Here is a 19380-nt window from a genome sequence, read left to right as displayed (position 1 = left end):
CAAGTGGACAGTCAGCCATGCAAGTTGCAACTTTGCATAGCTGACTACTTATTAGTGTGGTTACCGATCAATAGGCCGAGAGAATAAACCGCTCGATGGCTTCCGCCGCACCGTCATCGACATTGCTGCCGGTCACGACGCTGGCCTGGCGCTTGACCACCTCTTCTGCCTGGCCCATGGCAATCGACAACCCCGCCACATGAAACATCGCCGGGTCATTGCCGCCATCACCGATGGCTGCGGTCTGTTGCAGTGGCACACCGAGGTGCGCCGCAAGGGTTCTCAATGCTTCACCCTTGTTGGCCTTCATGGCGGTGACATCCAGGAACACCGGCTGCGAACGCGACACCTGGGCCAATCCCTCGACCCTGGGCTGCAACTGCGCCTCAAGCTCCATCAGCAGCTGGGTATTGGTACTGGCCGCAACAATCTTGTCGACCCGATCCAGATACGGCTCGAAGCTCTCCACCACGATCGCCCCATAGCCCAGGCCGTGCTCCTCGCGAACCGCCATCGGTCCGCCGGGATCGCGACGCAGCCAGTCGCCGTCGGCAAACAGCCAGACTTCAACGTCCGGCTGCGGCGTAAACAAGGCCAACGCCACCAGCGCCGCTTCTGCCGGCAAGTGATGCGCCACCAGAATACTGCCGTCGGGATTGACCAGCGTGCCGCCGTTGAAGCCGGCAATCGGCACATCGATGCCCAGCGCTTCGACCTGCTGACGCATGGCCTTGGGCGGTCGCCCGCTGGCCAGGCTGAAAAACACCCCGGCCGCGCGCAAGGCGCGAACCGTATCAATGGTGCGCTGGCTGAGGCTGTGATCCGGATGCAGCAACGTGCCATCCATATCACTCAACACAAAACGGATGGGTTGACTCGGCAAGTCACTCATCCGAGGCTGTGCCAGGTACGGCCATCGCGGGCCAGCAACGCATCAGCCGCCGCCGGGCCGTCCTCACCCGCCTTGTAGGCCTGGATGCCGTCATCCTGCTTCCACGCATCGAGAAAAGGCTGCACCGCACGCCAGCCGTTCTCGATGTTGTCGGCGCGCTGGAACAAGGTCTGGTCGCCGGTCATGCAGTCGTAGATCAGGGTTTCGTAACCTGTCGACGGCTGCATCTCGAAGAAGTCCTTGTAGGCAAACCCCAGTTCCACGTTGGCCATGTCCAGGGTCGGCCCGGGCTTTTTCGCCAGCAGGTCGAACCACATGCCTTCATTCGGCTGGATCTGGATCTTCAAGTACGTCGGCTTGAGTTCATCGACCTCGGTATCACGGAACTGCGCGTAAGGCGCCGGCTTGAAGCAGATGATGATCTCGGTGTCGCGGATGCTCATGCGCTTGCCGGTGCGCAGGTAAAACGGCACACCCACCCAACGCCAGTTGTCGATCAACACCTTGAGGGCAACGAAGGTCTCGGTGCTGCTGTCGGGCGCAACGTTGGCCTCTTCGCGGTAACCCGGCAGCTGCTTGCCGCCGACTTCACCCGAGGTGTACTGGCCACGCACCGAGTTGGCCCGTGCGTCTTCCAGCGACCAGGGCCGGATGGCCCCGATCACCTTGGCCTTCTCGCCCCGCACTGCGTCGGCGCCAAAGGCAGCCGGCGGTTCCATGGCGACCATCGCCAGCAACTGGAACAGGTGATTGGGCACCATGTCCCGCAGGGTGCCGGTGTGTTCGAAGAAACTGCCACGGGTTTCCACGCCGACGGTTTCGGCGGCGGTGATTTGTACGTGGTCAATGTAGTGGTTGTTCCAGAACGCCTCGAACAGCACATTGGAAAAACGGCTGATGAGGATGTTCTGGACGGTTTCCTTGCCCAGGTAATGGTCGATGCGGTAGATCTGCTTTTCGCTCATCACTTTGAGCAGGCAGGCGTTCAGCGCTTCGGCAGTGGCGAGGTCGGAGCCGAACGGCTTTTCGATCACCACCCGGCGGAACGCCTCCGGGGTTTCTTCCAGCAAGCCGGCCGCGCCGAGGCGCTGCACCACTTCGGCGAAGAAACGCGGCGCAGTGGCGAGGTAAAACACCGCATTGCCAGTACCGCTGTCGGCAATCTTCTTGCCGATATCGGCGTAGGTGCCGTCGTCGAGGAAATCACCCTCGACGTAGCTGATGCCTTTGGCCAACTGTTCCCACAATGCAGGGTCCAGGGCGTTCTCGGCATTGCCCTTGACCTTGCTGGCGGCCTCGGTGCGAATGAAGTCCTCGAGCTTCTTGGCGAAATCGGCGTCGCTGATGGCGTTGTGATCAACGCCGACAATGCGCAAGCCATCGCCCAGCAGCCCGTCGCGGCTGAGGTTGTACAGCGCCGGCATGAGCAGGCGCTTGACCAGGTCACCGTGGGCACCAAACAGAAACAGTGTGGTGGGCGGAGCGGGTTCGGCCTTGGGTTTCTTGCCGTTGGCGGTCATTTTTTGGGAGTCTCCACATGGCCGCCAAAGCCGAAGCGCATGGCAGAAAGCATTTTGTCACCGTAGGTACTTTGCTGGCGGGAGCGGAAGCGTGCGAACAGCGAGTTCGACAGCACCGGAACCGGCACCGATTGTTCCATGGCGGCCTCGATGGTCCAGCGGCCTTCGCCACTGTCGGCGACCGAGCCGGAATACCCGTCGAGCTTCGGATCAGTGGCCAGGGCGTCGGCGGTCAGGTCCAGCAGCCAGGACGACACCACGCTGCCGCGGCGCCAGACTTCGGCGATATCGGCAACATTCAGGTCGAAGCGCTGGTCTTGCGGCAGGTTCTCCGAATTCTTGGTCTTGAGGATGTCGAAACCTTCGGCGAAGGCCTGCATCATCCCGTACTCGATGCCGTTGTGGATCATCTTGACGAAGTGCCCGGAACCGGCAGGCCCTGCGTGGATATAGCCGCGCTCGGCACGGCTGTCCGCTGCGGCGGAACGGTCCTTGGTACGCGGGATGGTGCCCAGGCCCGGTGCCAGGCTTTCGAAGATCGGGTCCAGCAGCTTAACGGTCTCGGCGTCGCCGCCGATCATCATGCAGTAGCCGCGCTCCAGGCCCCAGACGCCGCCGGAGGTGCCGACGTCGACATAGTGCAGGCCTTTTTCCGACAGGGCCTTGGCCCGACGGATGTCATCCTTATAGAAGGTGTTGCCGCCGTCGATGATCACATCACCGTCTTCAAGCAGTTGGCTCAGTTCTTCAATGGTGTTCTCGGTCGGGTCGCCTGCCGGCAGCATCACCCAGATCGCCCGGGGCTTTTGCAGCCCGGCCACCAGGCCTGCCAGGTCAGCAACGCCCGTGGCGCCCTCGCCTGCCAGACCTTTTACGAATGCTTCATTGCGGTCGTAAACCACGGTGGTATGCCCATTGAGCATCAGGCGCCGCGCAATGTTGCCACCCATGCGGCCTAGTCCAATAATCCCCAGTTGCATGTGCTGATGCTCCTTACTACGAATAAATGTGTGTCACAGTTTATAGCGCAATGAGGCTAATGAGGGTTAGTCCAGAGCGGATTGGCATAGTTTCATGACAAAAAGTGGCCATCCTTTCGCCTTCAGTGGGTTAAAAGTCACAACGACCATCAAAAATAAAAAAGTTCCCTTCATTAAAAAAAGAATTCAGAATTGCCCCGACTGTTGCCGAGAGCCTCGATTCAAGCGCTCTGGCACCGCGATAGACCGGCTATTTGCGAGGTAAGCAATGAGCACTGCACACATGACCCGTCCGCCACAGACCCTCTACGTCACCATTCGCCGCGATGAATTGCGCCAGTTGAAAAACGAGCGCGACCAACTGCAGCAGGAAGTCATGCGTTTGCGCTCGCACCTGCAGGGCCAGCTCAATCAGCCGTCCGACACCCAGCCCGCACTTTGCTGAACGTGGGCTGAACGAACCGTTCAGGAATAACTCACGAAGTTTTCACATCCCCCTCCCGATACTCCCGCCGAATAGGGCCGCGCTACGTGCGCAGGCCCTCTGTTTGCGTGCATCCCTGCGCGTTGACACTGAAATTATCGGGTTGGAGCGCTGGATGGCGATGTTCAAACGCAGCACTACGTCTGCGAAAGGTTTTGATTGGGCCGGCCTCGGCTGGATGTTTCTGTTCTTCTGGTATTTCTCGGGCATTACCCAACTGCTGATCCAACTGACCGGCACCTCCGGCTTCAGTGGTTTCCGCCAGGCATTCTTCATGAGCGCCCTGTGGCTGGCGCCGATGCTGTTGTTCCCACGTCGCGCGCGCCTGGTGGCGGGGTTGATTGGCGTGGTGCTGTGGGCCTGTTCCATGGCCAGCCTGGGTTATTTCTTCATCTACCAGCAGGAATTCTCTCAAAGCGTCATCTTCATCATGTTCGAGTCGAACATCTCTGAAGCCGGCGAATACGCCACCCAATACTTTGCCTGGTGGATCGTGCTGGCGTTCATTGCCCACACCGCCATGGCCGTTTTCCTGTGGACCCGCGTACGCCCGGTTTACCTGCCACGTGGCCAGGCCATGCTGGCGGCTGCCGCAATCGTGATTGCCATCGTCGGCTACCCGCTGGTCAAGCAGATCGCCAAGAGCGAGACCATGGAACTGGCCATCGACCGCTTCGAAACCCGTATCGAGCCGGCAGTGCCATGGCAGATGATCGTCGCCTACCGCCGCTACACCGAACAACTGGATAACATGCAAGGCATGCTGACCAGCGCCAGCAAGATCCCGCCCCTGACCAACCTCAAGGACAGCATGGCCGGCCAGCCGTCGACCCTGGTGCTGGTGATCGGCGAGTCCACCAACCGCCAGCGCATGAGCCTGTATGGCTACCCGCGCAACACCACGCCGGAACTGGACAAGCTGCGGGACCAACTGGCGGTGTTCGACAACGTCATTACCCCGCGCCCGTACACTATCGAGGCGCTGCAACAGGTGCTGACCTTCGCCGACGAAGAAAACCCGGACCTGTACCTCAAGACCCCGTCCATCGTCAGCGTGATGAAGCAGGCCGGCTACAAGACCTTCTGGATCACCAACCAGCAGACCATGACCAAGCGCAACACCATGCTCACGACCTTTTCCGAACAGGCCGACGAGCAGGTGTACCTGAACAACAACCGCAACCAGAATGCGCGCCAGTATGACGGCGACGTGCTGGAGCCATTTGCCAAGGCCATGTCCGACACTGCCGAACGCAAATTCATCGTGGTGCACCTGCTGGGCACCCACATGAGCTACCAGTACCGCTACCCGCCGACCTTCGACAAGTTCACCGACCGCCAGGGCGTGCCTGAGGGGGTCAGCGACGCACAGTTGCCGACCTACAACAGCTACGACAATGCGGTGCTTTACAACGATTTCGTGGTGTCGAGCCTGATCAAGGACTACGCCAAGACCGATCCGAACGGATTCCTGCTGTACCTTTCCGACCACGGCGAAGACGTGTTCGATTCGGCCGGCCACAACACCCTGGGCCGCAACGAAGGCAAGCCGACAGCACCGATGTACACCATTCCGTTCATGGCCTACGCATCACCCAAGTGGCGTGAAAGCCATGACTGGAGTTTTGCCGGTGACTTGCAGCGCCCTTACACCAGCTCGCAGCTGATCCATACCTGGGCCGACATGGCCGGGTTGAGCTTCGACGAACTGGACCACAGCAAGAGCCTGGTCAGTGACAGCTTCAAGCCTCGGCCACGGATGATTGGCGACCCGTATGCACGCCAGCAAAAACCGCTGATTGATTTCAGCCTGATCAAGCCCAAGCCAGACGCCGCCAACGTGGTCGTCAAGTAGCTTGAATCGCCCGGGTTTCATCCGCGCAATGCGGTGAAACCCGATTTAGCTGTAACGTAAAGATAATAATTATTCTCGTTTAGCGCTAAAGTTCCCCGTCTCCTTTCGTCTTTGAGCCAATGGCATTTTTCATAGACGACAAGGAGTTCGCCGCGATGTTCGCGCCTATTACCCGTTCCATGACCTTGACCCTGGGCCTCTTCAGCGTGGCGCTGAGCCCGGACCTGCTGGCCGAAAACGACCCCGACCAGGAATCCCAAGCGCCGGCCAAAGCCCTGGAACTGGGCAGCACCAGCATCACCGCCGAAGGCCTTGGCGCCAACACCGAACACACCGGTGCCTACACCACAGGCTCAATGGGCACCGCCACCCGGCTGAACCTGTCCATCAAGGAAACCCCGCAGTCGGTCTCGGTGATCACCCGCCAGCAGATGGACGACTTCAACCTCAACACCCTGACCGAAGTGATGCGCCAGACCACCGGCGTGGTGGTGCAGCACCTGGACTCCGACCGGGTCGGCTATTCCTCGCGCGGCTACGGCATCACCAACTTCCAGATTGACGGCATGCTCAACACCTTCGGCCGCATGAAGTCCGATGCCGACACCATCATCTACGACCGGGTCGAAGTGGTCCGCGGCGCCACCGGCCTGACCACCGGCGCCGGCGACCCCTCGGCCACGGTCAACATGGTGCGCAAACGCCCGACCGCACAGTGGCAGGCCAAGACAGGCGTCAGTGGCGGCTCCCACGACAATTACTACAGCTACCTGGACGTTGGCGGCCCCCTGGCATTTGACGGGCGCCTGCGCGGCCGCACGGTTCTCGCCTACCGTGACACCCAGTCCTACCGCGACAACTACGCGCTGCAACGGGAAGTCGGCTACGGCATCCTCGAAGGCGACCTGACCGACGACACGGTGCTGGCGGTGGGCTTCGATTACCAGAACAAGCATGTGCAGGGCACCGCGTGGGGCACCTTGCCCTACTGGAACAGCGACGGCAGCAAAGCCAGGCTGCCCCGCTCCGCCAACATCGCGGCCCACTGGAGTTCCTGGCCGCTGAAAGATGAAACCACCTTCGCTACCCTCGACCACCGCCTGGCGGGTGACTGGCACCTGAAGGCCGCCTATACCCACCGTGAAAGCGACACCGACGGCAAGGTCTATTACGGCGGCTCAGGCTTCCCGAATGCCGACCGCGGCGGCATGACCGCCTGGACCAGCCACATGCTCGGCACCTCGAAAATGGACGTGGTCGACTTGAACCTGTCCGGGTCCTATGCCCTGCTGGGTCGTGAGCACGAATTGATGGTGGGTTACGGCGAGTCCGAGCAGCGTGACGCTTCGCCACACCTGCGCAGCGGTACGGTGCCGAAGGACTACACCAGCATCGACGATTGGAAACACATGGGCGGGATCGGCAAATTCCCCGACACCAACACCGGCCTCAAGGGCGAACAAGGCAGCACCCGCCAAAAGGCCGGCTACCTGGCCACCCGCCTGAGCCTGACCGATCGCCTGCATGCGGTATTGGGCAGCCGCTACGGCAGCTGGGAGATCGAGAGCACCACCTACAACTACAACAGGGACACTGACCAGTTCCTCGGTACGTCAAAATCCAGCCAGACCCACAACGACATGTGGACACCCTACGCCGGCCTGCTCTACGACCTGACCCCGGAGTACACCGTCTACGCCAGCTACACCGACATCTTCAACCCGCAGGAAGAACGCAACGCCGGCAAGCAATACCTGGAGCCGGTGGTAGGCAGCAACTATGAAGTGGGCATCAAGGGCAGCCTGCTGGAAGAGCGCCTGAACCTGGCGGCCGCGTACTTCTGGAGCAAACAGGACAACGTCGCGGAACTGGACAGTTTGACCCCACCGGATCCAGAGACCGGTGAGCAGTTCTTCACATCCGGCGGCAAAGGCAACAAGGTTCAGGGTTTCGAGGTAGAGGTGTCCGGAGAGGTGCGCCCCGACTGGAACCTGACCGCCGGATACACCTACACCCACTCCCTGAACGGTGACAAGCAGCGCAACAACACCCACCTGCCGCTGAACCTGTTGCGCGTGTCCACGGCCTACCGCCTGCCCGGCGAATGGCACGCGCTGACGGTCGGCGGCGCGGTGAATTGGCAAAGTGACTTCTACGACTTCGCCTATCGCCCGGTTGGCCGGGACACCAATGGAGCCCTGATCAGGGAGCGCACCCGGATCACCCAGCAGGCCTATACCGTGGTCAACCTGATGTCCCGCTATGAGTTCGATGACCACTTGTCGGCGTCACTTAATATCAACAACCTATTTGATAAAAAATATTACGAGCGCGTCGGCTTCTATAACGGCGTGTATTGGGGAGACCCGCGCTCTATCAGCGTCGCACTGGACTGGAAGCTCTGAATTCATCGCTGCTAAAGATTGGAAGTTAACGAAATCGTTAACTTTCGGTCAGCGCGAGGTTAACCCTTACTTAATATCATTGGCCCACAGTCTCCCCATCCCGCCGCTGATGACAACGCGCGGACCCAACACACTTACTGAGACACTGCCATGAAATTTTCGACTGTTATCCTTGCCGGCCTGATGACCATGACTTCCGTAGCCGCCTTTGCAGAGGGCGGATCAGAGCGCTCGAAGGAGTTCTACAACAACTTCACCTTCGTTCAGGAACAGACTCACGGTGCTGCCCAGCAAACCGCAATGGCTGACGGCAAGACCGAAAAGCCGGCAACGGCCGACCAAACTACCAACACACCGAACAGCTGATTTACCCGCAATACCTGTGCTATTCCGCTCTGATAGCCAAGGTCAATTTGGCGCCACTTGCTGGCGCCTTTTTTTGCCTTTAATTAAATAAACATTAATTAAAGCGGCTTGCTCCAGAACAACATCCGGCCATGTTGCGGATCAAATACCGAATCATCAAACCCAAACTTTCGATACGCCGACTGCGCCACGGCGTTGCCTTCAAGCACCTCGAGGGTGATCTTGCAGCAACCGCGTTGGCGAGCAATTTCCTCGACCTTTTGCAGCATCTTCTGACTCAGCCCCAGGCCACGGAATTGATCCATCACCACCACGTCGTGCACGTTGACCAGCGGGCGGCAGGCAAAGGTGGAAAACCCTTCAAAGCAGTTCACCAGGCCGGCCGGCGTACCGCCGACAAAGGCCAGCACACTGAACGCGTGGGCACGCTTGGCCAGCTCTGCCGGCAGTTGCTGCAAGCGGTCGGCCGGCAGGCTGTGGCCACCGCCCATGGGGTCTTCGGCGTAATGATTGAGCACCAGGCCAATGGCCTCGGCGTGTACCGGATTGGTGTAGCTGGCTTGCAGCACCAGGATGTCTGCGCTGTCCATTTCCTTCCTCGTTGACGGTGCGACAGGGACTCGGTCCCCATAAAAGGGCTCGATTGTAAGCGTGGTGCAGGCATTAGATGAAGGAGATTAACTACATTTGCCCGCGTGAAAGCGCGCCAGGCTCGCCAAACCGTGCCAGTTGCATCTCCTGCAGGCGGCTCAGGGTGCGGCGGAATGGAAACTCCAGGTAACCCTCGGTGTAGAGGCTTTCCAGCGGCACCCGGGCCTCGATGTACAGCGGCACCTTGCGGTCGTAGCACTCGTCCACCAGCGCGATGAAACGCCGGACGCTGTCGTCATGCACCGACAGTTCCGGCAGTTCCCGGTCCCCGGCGTCCACCCGTTCGGCAGCGTCTTCGGTGCCACGGGCGATTCGCCCCGGGCGCTTTTGCGCGCTGAGGTTGGGCACCTCGCCGAGCAAAATGGCCTTGAACCGATCACACAGCAGCATGAAATCCATCGCCGCCAATGGCTGCTCGCATAGGTCGGCATAGCGACACCACAGCACGGTTTCACCGGACTGCACTGCCACGATGGAACGGTAGCCGACCGCAACCGGGTCGCTGCTCACTGCCTGCCCGGCGCTTAACTGGCGAAACACCTCGGCCAACGCGTCGGGCTGGTCGACCCAGTAACGCTGCAGTGCGGTGCCCGGGTGCAGCCGATGATCTTCCCCGCCATCGACTGCCACCACCCGCATATGCTGTTTGATCGCTTCGATTCCCGGCAGGAAACGATCCCGGTTGAAACCGTCGGCGTACAGCTGGTCCGGTGGCTGGTTGGACGTGCAGACCATCACCACGCCTTCCTCGAACATCACCTGGAACAGCCGGCCGAGGATGATGGCGTCACCAATGTCGTTGACGAACAACTCATCGAAACACAGCACCCGCACTTCCCGGCTCAGTTCGCGGGCCAGGGCCTGCAAGGGATCGTGGGTGCCCGTGAGCTGGAATGAACGCTGGTGCACCCAGCCCATGAAGTGATGAAAATGCTGGCGCCGCGCTGGCACTCCCAGGCTTTGGTAGAACTGGTCCATCAGCCAGGTCTTGCCCCGGCCGACCGGGCCCCACAGGTACACCCCGGTGATGGGCCCATGGCCGTGGTGCAAGGCCTGATGGCAGTCCTGCAGGGCTTGCACCGCTTCACGCTGGGCGTCGTCGGGGATAAAACCCTGTTCGGTGATGGCGTGCTGATAGGCGGCAAGTGGCGAGTCGAAAGTCATGCCCGGCAGTATGCCATGACGGCTACAGGGAAATATCCAATCGGGCAATCTTGCCGTGTTCATTGAGGCGGAAGGTATAGCGCAGCTCCAGCGGGCTGCCGGGAAAGCTGCCGGTGATCAGGTTGCTGACCAGCACCTTGCCCGTGCGGTGCTGCACATTCAGCACCTGGACCCTGGGCTGGTAACGACGCCCGGTGTCTTCCATCCAGCGGGCGATGGCGGCTGTACCGACCCGGTGCTCGCCTTCGTCGAACACGTTGGCATCTTCGGCGAAACAGTCGGCCACCAGCGAGGTGTCGCCGGCATTCGCCGCGGCAATGTAGGTTGCAATAGCCGGGGCCAGTTCAGGGGTGGGTTGGGACATGGTGACAGCTCCTTTTTAGTGATTTATGGAGCCATCCTAAAGCAGCGTTGTGTCAGTTCTTGTCAGGAGTGAACGGCCCGGATTCGTTCTGTTCCATCAGCTTGCGCCAGCCCCGCAACCAGTCGCTGCGGCGGCCAGGATAACGTTCACCTTGCAGGCGCGCGGCGGCCACTCGGTCGGTGCGGAAGGTGCGATAGGCCCCACGCAATTCACACCACGCGACGATCACCCGCACTTCGTTGAGAAAACCCAGGGCCAGGGGCCAGATCAGGCGCTGGCTGGCGGTCTGGCTGGCATCGGCGTAGTCGATGTGCAGTTTGGCCTGGCCGCGAATGGCCTCGCGGAACACATTCAACGGCACGCGGTTTTCCGGGTAGCCGAAGCCTGGCGGGCCCGGCAGCACCGTCGGATTGCGCAAGGCTTCCTGGGCAGCCGGGTCAAGCACGTCGGCGATCTTTGCAAGCGCATTGGCCGCCGCCTGGCTCAGTACGTCATCACCGCGCTGGTCGACATACCGCAAGCCCAGCACGATGGCTTCGGTCTCGTCGGCATTGAGCATCAGCGGCGGCAGGAACAGGCCCGCACGCAGCACATAGCCCACGCCCGCCTCGCCGTAGATCGGTGCGCCCAACGCGGTCAGTTCGGCGATATCGCGGTACAGCGTGCGCTCGGAAATCTCCAGTTCTGCCGCCAGCACGGCGGCCGTCACCGGGCGCTTTTTGCCCCGCAGGACTTGCAACAAGGTCAACAGACGACTGGTACGCGACACGTTGATCATGCTCGAAAAAGAAAGGTTGTGCAGCTTAGCAGAGGCCTCCGTCAGAAAGTGTCAGGAGCAGGCACCCTTCCCTTCAGCCGCCAAAAAAGCCCCTTGACGAAATATATGACTAGCATCATATTTAATAGATGTTGCGAAACATTTAAACCAACCACAGCGTCAGGAGTTTCGGTATGCGCAATAAAGTCTTTGGCCGTCGCAGCGGCCTGCGGGTTTCAGAGCTGGCCCTGGGTACCGCCAATTTCGGCACAGGCTGGGGCCACGGCGCCGAGCGCGACGAGTCCAAGCGAATCTACGACGGCTATCTGGAGGCCGGCGGAAACTTCCTCGATACTGCCAACGGCTACCAGTTCGGCCAATCGGAAGTGCTGCTCGGCGAGTTCATTGCCTCGGAACGCGACCGCTTGGTGATCGCCAGCAAATACACCCTGCGCACCCAGCCTCAAGACGAAGGCACCCTCAAGCTTGGCAACAACCGCAAGAACATGGTGCGCGCCGTCGAAGAAAGCCTGAAACGCTTGAACACCGACCACATCGACCTGTTCTGGGCGCATATCAGCGACAACGTCACGCCGATGGAAGAGATCCTGCGGGGGTTTGATGACCTGGTGCGTGCCGGCAAGATCCACTACGCCGGGCTGTCCAACTTCCCCGCCTGGCGCATTGCCCGCGCCGACCTGCTCGCTGAAGTGCGCGGCTTTGCACCCCTGGTAGCGATCCAGACCGAATACAGCCTGGCCGAACGCACCGCTGACCGCGAGCTGCTGCCCATGGCCGAGGCCCTGGGCCTGGCCGCGACTTTATGGTCACCGCTGGGGGGTGGTTTTCTGACCGGGAAGTACCGCAACAGCCAGGACGATACCCGCGCCAGCAAGCTGGGGATTTTGGTCCACGCTGAAAAAAGCGCACGGGAAACCGCAGTGCTCGACACCCTGCTGGCGGTTGCCGGTGAACTGGACGCCACGCCGACTCACATCGCCATCGCCTGGCTGCGGGAAAAGGCCCGTCGTTCCACTACCGCGCTGATCCCGATCCTGGGGCCGCGCACCCGCGAACAACTGGACGGCACCCTGGGTGCGTTGAGTGTGCAACTCTCGGCTGAGCAAGTGGCCCGCCTGGATGCTGCCAGCGCGATACCGCTGGGCGTGCCCCACGAGATGATCGCGGAGCGCTTCCCACGTTATACGGACGATGATGCACAAGACCTGCGCTGGCCGCCGGTTATCTAAGACCCGTTGTGGCGAGGGAGCTTGCTCCCGCTGGGCTGCGTAGCGGCCCCAAAATCTTGGGAGCGCTGCGCACTCCAGCGGGAGCAAGCTCCCTCGCCACAGATGCAGTACTCAGCCTCAGTTAAGCGAGGCTTTTGCTCACCACTTCAAACACATCGCTGGACAGCTCGCCCGAAGCGCGAATCCGCTCCAGCTCGCCTTTCATCAGCGCCTGCCGCGCGCTGTCGTACTTGCGCCAGCGGGTCAACGGCGCCAATTGCCGCGAAGCAATCTGTGGGTTGAAGCCATTCAACTGGATCACCAGGTCCGCCAGGAACCGATAACCCGAACCATCCGCCGCGTGGAAGTTGATCAGGTTCTGCCCGGCAAACGCGCCCACCAGTGCCCGCACCTTGTTCGGGTTCTTGATGTTGAACGCAGGGTGCTGCATCAACGTCTTGACCCGCTCCAGCGCGCCCGGCGAACCATTGCCCGCCTGTACGCTGAACCACTGGTCCATGACCAGCGGGTTGTCCTTGAAGTTCTCGGCAAACACCGCCAGCGCCTTGGCTTTTTCTTCTTCGAACGGCGAGTTGACCAGCACCGCCAGGGCCGTCAGGCGCTCGGTCATGTTGTCGCACGCGTCGAACTGTTCAAGGGTCGCCGCCAGCACTTCCGGCTTGCCGCTGAGCATCAGGTACGACAGCGCAATGTTCTGCAAGGCGCGACGGGCAAAGTGTTCCGCCTCGGCCACGTACGGGGTTTTCTTCGACAGGTCGCGATTGGCCTGGTAACGCAGCCACAGGCCCTCGAACAGGTTGTCGGCCAACTGCTTGCGAGCAAACTCGCGGGCCGCGTGGATGGCGTCGACATCCGCCACTTCGCTGATTTCAGTCAGGTAGGCTTCGCTCGGCAGCGAGAGCATCTCGGCGACCATCGCCTGGTCCAGGCTTTCGTCGCTCAATACGCTGCGCAGTGCAGTAATCAGGCGTTGATCCAGCACCAGCGCCTTGCCCTGCTGATGTTGGGCGATCAGCTCCTGCAACACCTGCACCGACAGCTGCTGGCCGGCGTCCCAGCGATTGAAGCCATCGCTGTCGTGCTGCATCAGGAACATCAGTTGGTCGCGGTTATACGGGAAGCTCAGCTTCACCGGCGCCGAGAAGCCGCGCAGCAGCGACGGCAGCGGGTGCTCGGCGATGTCGACAAAGGTGAAGGTCTGTTCGGCTTCGGTCACCGAGATCACGCGGGACGTGGCGCCGGCAGCGGTTTCACCGGCCAGGCGCAAGGCGATGCCCGCGCCCTTCCCGTCCAGCAGGCCCAGCTCAACCGGAATCACGAACGGCAGTTTTTCCACCTTGTCCGGGGTTTCCGGGCAGCTTTGACGGAAGGTCAGGCTGTAGGTTTTAGCCACCGCGTCGTAGGACTCGCTCACCGCCAGGCGTGGCGTACCTGCCTGGCTGTACCAGCGCTTGAACTGGGTCAGGTCAGCGCCGTTGGCGTCTTCCATGGCCTTGATGAAGTCATCGCAGGTCACAGCCTGGCCGTCGTGGCGTTCGAAGTACAGGTCGCTGCCTTTGCGGAACCCTTCGGCGCCAAGCAAGGTTTGGATCATACGGACGACTTCCGAGCCCTTTTCGTACACGGTCAGGGTGTAGAAGTTGGAGATCTCGATAAAGCCGTCCGGACGCACGGCGTGGGCCATGGGGCCGGCATCTTCGGCGAACTGGTGAGTGCGCAGATAAGCCACGTCCTGGATGCGCTTGACGGTGGCCGAATTCATGTCGGCAGAGAACTGCGAATCACGGAACACCGTGAAGCCTTCCTTCAGCGACAGCTGGAACCAGTCGCGGCAAGTCACGCGGTTGCCCGACCAGTTGTGGAAGTATTCGTGGGCAACGATCGCCTCGACTCGCTGGTGCGCGGCGTCGGTGGCGGTTTCGGCACGGGCCAGCACGGCGCTGGAGTTGAAGATGTTGAGGCCCTTGTTTTCCATGGCGCCCATGTTGAAGTCGTTGACCGCGACGATCATGAAGATGTCGAGGTCGTACTCACGGCCATAGACTTCCTCGTCCCAGCGCATGGATTTCTTCAGGCTGTTCATGGCGTGCTGGCACTTGTCGATGTTTTCCGGCTCGACATAGATACGCAGCGCCACGGTGCGCTCGGTCATGGTGGTGAAGGTGTCTTCGACACACCACAAATCACCGGCCACCAGTGCAAACAGGTACGCCGGCTTCTTGAACGGATCTTCCCAGGTCGCCCAGTGCCGGCCGTCTTCGCCAGGGCCGGAAGCAATCGGGTTGCCGTTGGACAGCAACACCGGGTAGCTGTGTTGCTCGGCGATCACCGTGGTGGTGAACACGCTCATCACGTCCGGACGGTCGAGGTAATAGGTGATCTTGCGGAAACCCTCGGCCTCGCACTGGGTGCAGAACATGCCGCCGGATTTGTACAGGCCTTCCAGGGCGGTATTGGTTTCCGGGTGGATCTTCACCGTGGTGTCGAGGGTGAAGGTCGCGCTGGTGGGGTGCACGGTCAGGTGGCTGTCGCTCAACTGGTAGTCGGCGTCGGTCAGTTCCTGGTCGGCCAGGTTCACCGACAGCAGCTCCAGCTGCTGCCCGTCCAGCACCAGCGGCGGCAAGCCGGCGCCGCGCTCGGGGTTGCGGCGCATCACCAGCTGCGCGTGGACCAGGCTATGGTCCTCGAACAACTCGAAGGTCAGGTGCGTCTCGTCGATCAGGTAGTCCGGCGCCTGATAGTCCTTCAGGTAAATCATCTTCGGCTGTTCGGTGCGCATGTCTGTCGTCCTTCTACTGATGCACGGCGAGCTGGTAGGCCGTGTATTTACGAATATTGATCACGCCGGTATCGAAGATCAGGTATTGGCCCTTGATCCCCATCAGCGTGCCTTCGGCAATCGGGTTCTTGTCCAGGTTGAAGCTGACGATCTTGGTCGGATACTGCTCGATCGGGTAGCGGATTTCGATCGGTTCGATGTCGGTCACCGGTTGGATGGCCTGCAGGCCAAAGCGTTCCTGCAAACCGAGCATGCCTTCGGCACAGCTGGCGAACAGTTCGTCGCGCACCTGCGCAAGGTCGACGGCCTGGGCATCGCCCTTGAGCAGCGCGCGCCAGTTGGTCTTGTCGGCCACCTGGCTGCGGAACAGGTCTTCGACGAAGCCCGACTGCTGGCGCGTGGCAACGCGCATGATCGGCAGCGCCTGGCTGGCACCCTGGTCGAGCCAGCGGGTCGGCAGCTGGCTGGCGCGGGTGATGCCGACCTTGATCCCCGACGAGTTCGCCAGGTACACCACGTGGTCGGTCATGCAGAATTTTTCACCCCAGGCCGGATCGCGGCAGGTGCCGGCGTCGTAATGGCAGCGCTCGGGGCTCATGATGCACAGGTCGCACTGGGCCAGTTTGGTCATGCACGGGTAGCAGTAACCCTGGCTGAAACTGGTCTTGGTCTTGCGACCGCAATGGGTGCAATGGATCGCACCGAGGTATTCCAGGCGCACGGTAGTGCCGATCAATGGATTGACCGGCACCTCGGTGTCGCCCAGGCGAAACGCGTATTGAACGGTCGGCTCACCCAGCTGCGCCGACATCTTGCTGACTGCACCACGGCCAATCTCAATCAATGGATGGCATCCGACTTGAACAGGATGTTCGGCACCGGCGCCGACTTCGAGGCGCATTCCTGCGGGCCCATGTAGCCGGTGCGCTGGTCTTCCGGCAGGTTCTGCAGTTCCCAGGCGATCACCGCCTGCAACGACAATTCACGCTGCTCGGCGGTGAGCTTGCGGCCATCGGACCATTTGCCGATTTCCACGGCGAGCTTGAGGCTCTCGTAGATGTCCGGGGTGATGTTTTCGATCATTTCGACAAAAGAGGACATAAGACTCTTCCTTAACTAAATAGGAGACATTTTGCGGCGGCTGTACAAGCCACCCAACAAACCGGTCAGGCAACCCATCACCAGGCCACCCACGTGGGCCGCGTTGGCGATTTCGCCGAAGCCGATCATCGAGACCAGGCCCGACAGGCACAGCACCAGCCACACCAGCATCATCACCAACACCCCGCGAGGCAGGCGATACACCGGATTCGGCGACACCCACTGATAGATCCAGCAATGCCCGAGCAAGCCATACAGCACGCCGGACAACCCGCCAAACAGGCCGGGACCACCAAAATAGTATTGAGCGTAGTTCGACACCAGGCTGAACAGCAGGGTCAGGCCCAGCAGGTTGATGCTGCCCTGGCGCAACTCGATGCGTCGCCCCAGTTCCCAGTACCACATGCCGTTCATGGCCAAGTGCAGGATGCCGAAGTGGATCAACATCGGCGTGACCAGGCGCCACCACTGTCCCGACGCCAGGCTGTCGGTCAATGGCGTGAAACGGATGTACTCGCCTGCCACGCTGAACGGCAGGAAGGTCAGCCAGCTCATGGCTTGCAGGTTATCCCCCAGCAACGTAACGGCGCCGACGATGATGCTCAGCAGCAACACCAACGCGGTCACCGGGCTGTGGCGAAGCTGCTGGGCAAACCCGGGACGCCTGGTCGACGTCGCCTGCTCGGGAATGTCCAGTTGCTGGTCCGGGTCACCGGCCGGAAAGCGCTGGTACAGGACCTTCACGTCTTCACTGATGGAGTCAGGCACCCACAGCACCTGCTCCCCGGCTTCTTCGCTGACGCGATGGGGCACTTGCATGCGTTGCAGAAGCTTGACGAAACCACTCAAATCCACCGCCAGCGGCAGGCGTAACACAGCAACGGTACTCATGAAATAACCTCAGGGCGCTCGACATCGACCCAAACAAATTTACGCGGGTCCAGGCGGGTTTCCTGATCCAGCCGGTACGCCACCAGCTTGCCGTACAGCACCGCGCTGTAGTCCAGGCAGGCCAGGTTCGGGCGGATCGGCGCCGGTTTGCCGCTGCGCCAGTAGTGGCCGACGAACAGCAATGGCTCGTCGACGCCGTAGCGCAGCAGGGAATTCTTTTCAGTGGACGACAGCGGCGTGGCGGCCACAGGTTCCGGCAGCGCATCGGGCTGGAACACGATATCGCCGTAGGTTTTCGGGTCGTCTTCCCAGAACTTGGTGCGGAAGAACGAACGCGTCAGGCCGTCGCCGCCGGTCAGGGTCAAACCGTCCGGCAGGCGCATGTCGGTGCCGCGCAACAGGCGGTCGAAGGCATTGCTGGCGAAACTGCCAGGCACGGCGGCGGCTTGCAGGAAGTGTTCGTCGATGCAGCCGTCCGGGAAATGCGCGCGCAGGGGCTCGATAAAGCCGTTGTCCCAGCAAGCGTGCACTACGCGGAATCGCCCGGCGTCGACAAACAGCGGCATGTCATAGAACCAGCCGAGGAAATCGTGCCAGTCTGCCGGGTGCTGTTCGAACTGGGTCAGGGTCTCGTGGATCAACCGCGCGTGGCGTGGCGTGTGCTCGCGCACAAACTGCTTGCCGCTGCCCGGGGCGGCGGGCGTGCTCCAGCCCAGCGCGTTGAACTCATGGTTGCCCATGATGCACAGCGCCTGGCCGGCCTCGGTCATGTCGTGGACGATATGCAGCGCCTCGCGAATGCGCGGGCCACGGTCGATGATATCGCCGAGGAACACGGCCATTCGCGACGGATGCCGCCAGGTACCGCCCTGCTTGTGGTAACCCAATCGGTCGAGCAAGTGCTCAAGGGTATGAGCGCAACCGTGCACGTCACCAATCAGGTCGTAGCTACGCGCGGGATCGAGCATCAGTCGCCTCCACCCCCCAAGCGGCTGCCCCAGCCCAGCTTGGTCCGGCACACTTCGTAGTAGTTGTGGTCCAGCGGGTGGATCAACCGCAACTTCTGTGCCTTTTTGCTCACGGTGATGGTGTCACCGGGGGCGCAGGTGAAATGGTTCTGCCCGTCGCAGGAGACTTGCGGGTAGATCTGCATGTCTTTTGACACCACGATTTTCAGCTCACTGTTGCCATCGACCACGATAGGCCTGCTGGACAACATATGGGGATACATCGGCACGATCACAATGGCATCCAGCTTGGGATGCATGATCGGCCCACCGGCCGACAGCGCGTAGGCCGTGGACCCGGTCGGCGTGGCGACGATCAGGCCGTCGGCCTTCTGGCTGCACACGAACTGGCCGTCGATGTACAACTCGAACTCGATCATCCGCGTCGACTTGCCGGGGTGCAGCACCACATCGTTGAGGGCGTCGCCCTGGCCGATGGCTTCGCCGTGGCGGCGCACTTCGGCTTGCAGCAGGAAGCGGTTTTCCACCAGGTAGTGGCCGTCCAGCACCTTGGCCACTTCGACTTCCAGCTCGTCGGGGCGAATATCGGTGAGGAACCCCAGGCTTCCGCGGTTGATCCCCAGCACCGGCACGTTATGCCGCGCCAGCGCCCGGGCGGCGCCCAGCAGGCTGCCGTCGCCGCCCACCACGATCACCATGTCGCAGACTTCACCGAGCATCTTGCGCGACGAGGTCTGCAGGCCATGGCCCGGGAGGATTTCAGCGATGGTGTCTTCGAGGATCACGTGCAGGTGGCGCTCGAGCAGAAACTTTTTCAGTCGGCGGACGGTGTCCAGCACCTGGGTACTGCCCAGGCGACCGATAATGCCGATATTGCGAAATTGCTCCATGGGGCTCCTGCGGGGTTCGGGTTCTGCAAAAAAGAACGATTATGGGCGAAAGCCGGCGTTACA

The 19380-nt window shown here is 61.2% G+C and carries 18 protein-coding genes; 5 read left to right on the top strand and 13 right to left on the bottom strand.

Annotated elements, in window-relative coordinates; all coding sequences use genetic code 11:
• Window positions 1-67: 67 nt before the first annotated feature.
• The 3 genes from A462_RS26985 to gnd are packed head-to-tail and all read right to left on the bottom strand — an operon-like array spanning window position 68 to window position 3416.
• Complete coding sequence (locus A462_RS26985; protein ID WP_003217930.1) at window positions 68-892, bottom strand: HAD family hydrolase; 825 nt, start codon at window positions 890-892, stop codon at window positions 68-70.
• On the bottom strand, window positions 889-2412 hold the full coding sequence (zwf, locus tag A462_RS26990; RefSeq protein WP_003217928.1) for a glucose-6-phosphate dehydrogenase: 1524 nt from the start codon (window positions 2410-2412) through the stop codon (window positions 889-891). Before zwf ends, A462_RS26985 begins: the two co-directional genes overlap by 4 nt.
• Complete coding sequence (gnd, locus tag A462_RS26995) at window positions 2409-3416, bottom strand: phosphogluconate dehydrogenase (NAD(+)-dependent, decarboxylating) (protein ID WP_256579633.1); 1008 nt, start codon at window positions 3414-3416, stop codon at window positions 2409-2411. Before gnd ends, zwf begins: the two co-directional genes overlap by 4 nt.
• Before the next feature lie 244 nt (window positions 3417-3660).
• Between gnd and A462_RS34190 the strand changes: the two genes are divergently transcribed.
• The 4 genes from A462_RS34190 (at window position 3661) to A462_RS27010 (ending at window position 8502) form a co-directional block, all read left to right on the top strand.
• The gene (locus A462_RS34190) at window positions 3661-3837 is read left to right on the top strand and encodes a DUF6026 family protein (protein WP_157222824.1); all 177 of its coding nucleotides are present in this window, start codon (window positions 3661-3663) and stop codon (window positions 3835-3837) included.
• Window positions 3838-3991: 154 nt separating this feature from the next.
• Window positions 3992-5731 (top strand): phosphoethanolamine transferase CptA, encoded by a 1740-nt coding sequence (locus A462_RS27000; RefSeq protein ID WP_008432015.1) that lies wholly within the window; start codon window positions 3992-3994, stop codon window positions 5729-5731.
• Between the two features lie 155 nt (window positions 5732-5886).
• Window positions 5887-8136, top strand: a complete 2250-nt coding sequence (locus tag A462_RS27005) for a TonB-dependent siderophore receptor (RefSeq protein WP_008432014.1) — start codon at window positions 5887-5889, stop codon at window positions 8134-8136.
• A gap of 150 nt (window positions 8137-8286) precedes the next feature.
• Window positions 8287-8502: a hypothetical protein gene (locus A462_RS27010; protein WP_003217916.1), complete on the top strand. Its 216-nt coding sequence runs from the start codon at window positions 8287-8289 to the stop codon at window positions 8500-8502.
• 98 nt (window positions 8503-8600) lie between these two features.
• Here the strand turns inward: A462_RS27010 and A462_RS27015 are convergent, their stop codons facing one another.
• From A462_RS27015 to A462_RS27030, 4 genes are all read right to left on the bottom strand, one after another.
• Complete coding sequence (locus A462_RS27015; protein ID WP_008432012.1) at window positions 8601-9092, bottom strand: GNAT family N-acetyltransferase; 492 nt, start codon at window positions 9090-9092, stop codon at window positions 8601-8603.
• Window positions 9093-9183: 91 nt separating this feature from the next.
• On the bottom strand, window positions 9184-10317 hold the full coding sequence (gene zapE, locus A462_RS27020) for a cell division protein ZapE (protein WP_008432009.1): 1134 nt from the start codon (window positions 10315-10317) through the stop codon (window positions 9184-9186).
• 22 nt (window positions 10318-10339) lie between these two features.
• Window positions 10340-10681, bottom strand: coding sequence for a nuclear transport factor 2 family protein (locus A462_RS27025; RefSeq protein ID WP_008432007.1), 342 nt, complete (start codon window positions 10679-10681; stop codon window positions 10340-10342).
• A 52-nt stretch (window positions 10682-10733) separates the two neighbouring features.
• Window positions 10734-11450 carry a helix-turn-helix transcriptional regulator gene (locus A462_RS27030; RefSeq protein WP_032898885.1) on the bottom strand — a complete coding sequence of 239 codons (717 nt, stop codon included), beginning with the start codon at window positions 11448-11450 and terminating at the stop codon, window positions 10734-10736.
• A gap of 182 nt (window positions 11451-11632) precedes the next feature.
• On the opposite strand from A462_RS27030, the gene A462_RS27035 reads away from it, so the two are divergent.
• Window positions 11633-12688, top strand: coding sequence for an aldo/keto reductase (locus tag A462_RS27035; RefSeq protein ID WP_008432003.1), 1056 nt, complete (start codon window positions 11633-11635; stop codon window positions 12686-12688).
• Window positions 12689-12809: 121 nt separating this feature from the next.
• Here A462_RS27035 and pepN read toward each other — a convergent pair whose 3' ends face one another.
• Genes pepN through A462_RS27065 form a run of 6 tightly spaced genes read right to left on the bottom strand, consistent with a single transcriptional unit; the run spans window position 12810 to window position 19317 of the window.
• A complete protein-coding gene (gene pepN, locus A462_RS27040) occupies window positions 12810-15467 on the bottom strand; it encodes an aminopeptidase N (protein ID WP_008432001.1) in 2658 nt (885 codons plus the stop codon).
• A gap of 13 nt (window positions 15468-15480) precedes the next feature.
• A complete protein-coding gene (locus tag A462_RS27045; RefSeq protein ID WP_003217902.1) occupies window positions 15481-16311 on the bottom strand; it encodes a DUF2797 domain-containing protein in 831 nt (276 codons plus the stop codon).
• Complete coding sequence (locus tag A462_RS27050; protein ID WP_003217900.1) at window positions 16308-16568, bottom strand: YeaC family protein; 261 nt, start codon at window positions 16566-16568, stop codon at window positions 16308-16310. Before A462_RS27050 ends, A462_RS27045 begins: the two co-directional genes overlap by 4 nt.
• Window positions 16569-16583: 15 nt before the next feature.
• A complete protein-coding gene (locus A462_RS27055) occupies window positions 16584-17459 on the bottom strand; it encodes a rhomboid family intramembrane serine protease (RefSeq protein ID WP_008431996.1) in 876 nt (291 codons plus the stop codon).
• Window positions 17456-18430: a metallophosphoesterase gene (locus A462_RS27060; RefSeq protein WP_161635726.1), complete on the bottom strand. Its 975-nt coding sequence runs from the start codon at window positions 18428-18430 to the stop codon at window positions 17456-17458. The genes A462_RS27055 and A462_RS27060 overlap by 4 nt, the downstream gene beginning before the upstream one ends.
• Window positions 18427-19317 carry an NAD(+) kinase gene (locus A462_RS27065; RefSeq protein WP_003217892.1) on the bottom strand — a complete coding sequence of 297 codons (891 nt, stop codon included), beginning with the start codon at window positions 19315-19317 and terminating at the stop codon, window positions 18427-18429. The genes A462_RS27060 and A462_RS27065 overlap by 4 nt, the downstream gene beginning before the upstream one ends.
• Between the last annotated feature and the right edge of the window lie 63 nt (window positions 19318-19380).

Origin of the sequence: Pseudomonas sp. Ag1 (assembly GCF_000278565.1) — a bacterium.
Classification (GTDB): Bacteria; Pseudomonadota; Gammaproteobacteria; order Pseudomonadales; family Pseudomonadaceae; genus Aquipseudomonas.
The sequence above is the reverse complement of the archived record's forward strand: the minus strand, read 5'-3'. Positions and strand labels throughout refer to the sequence as shown.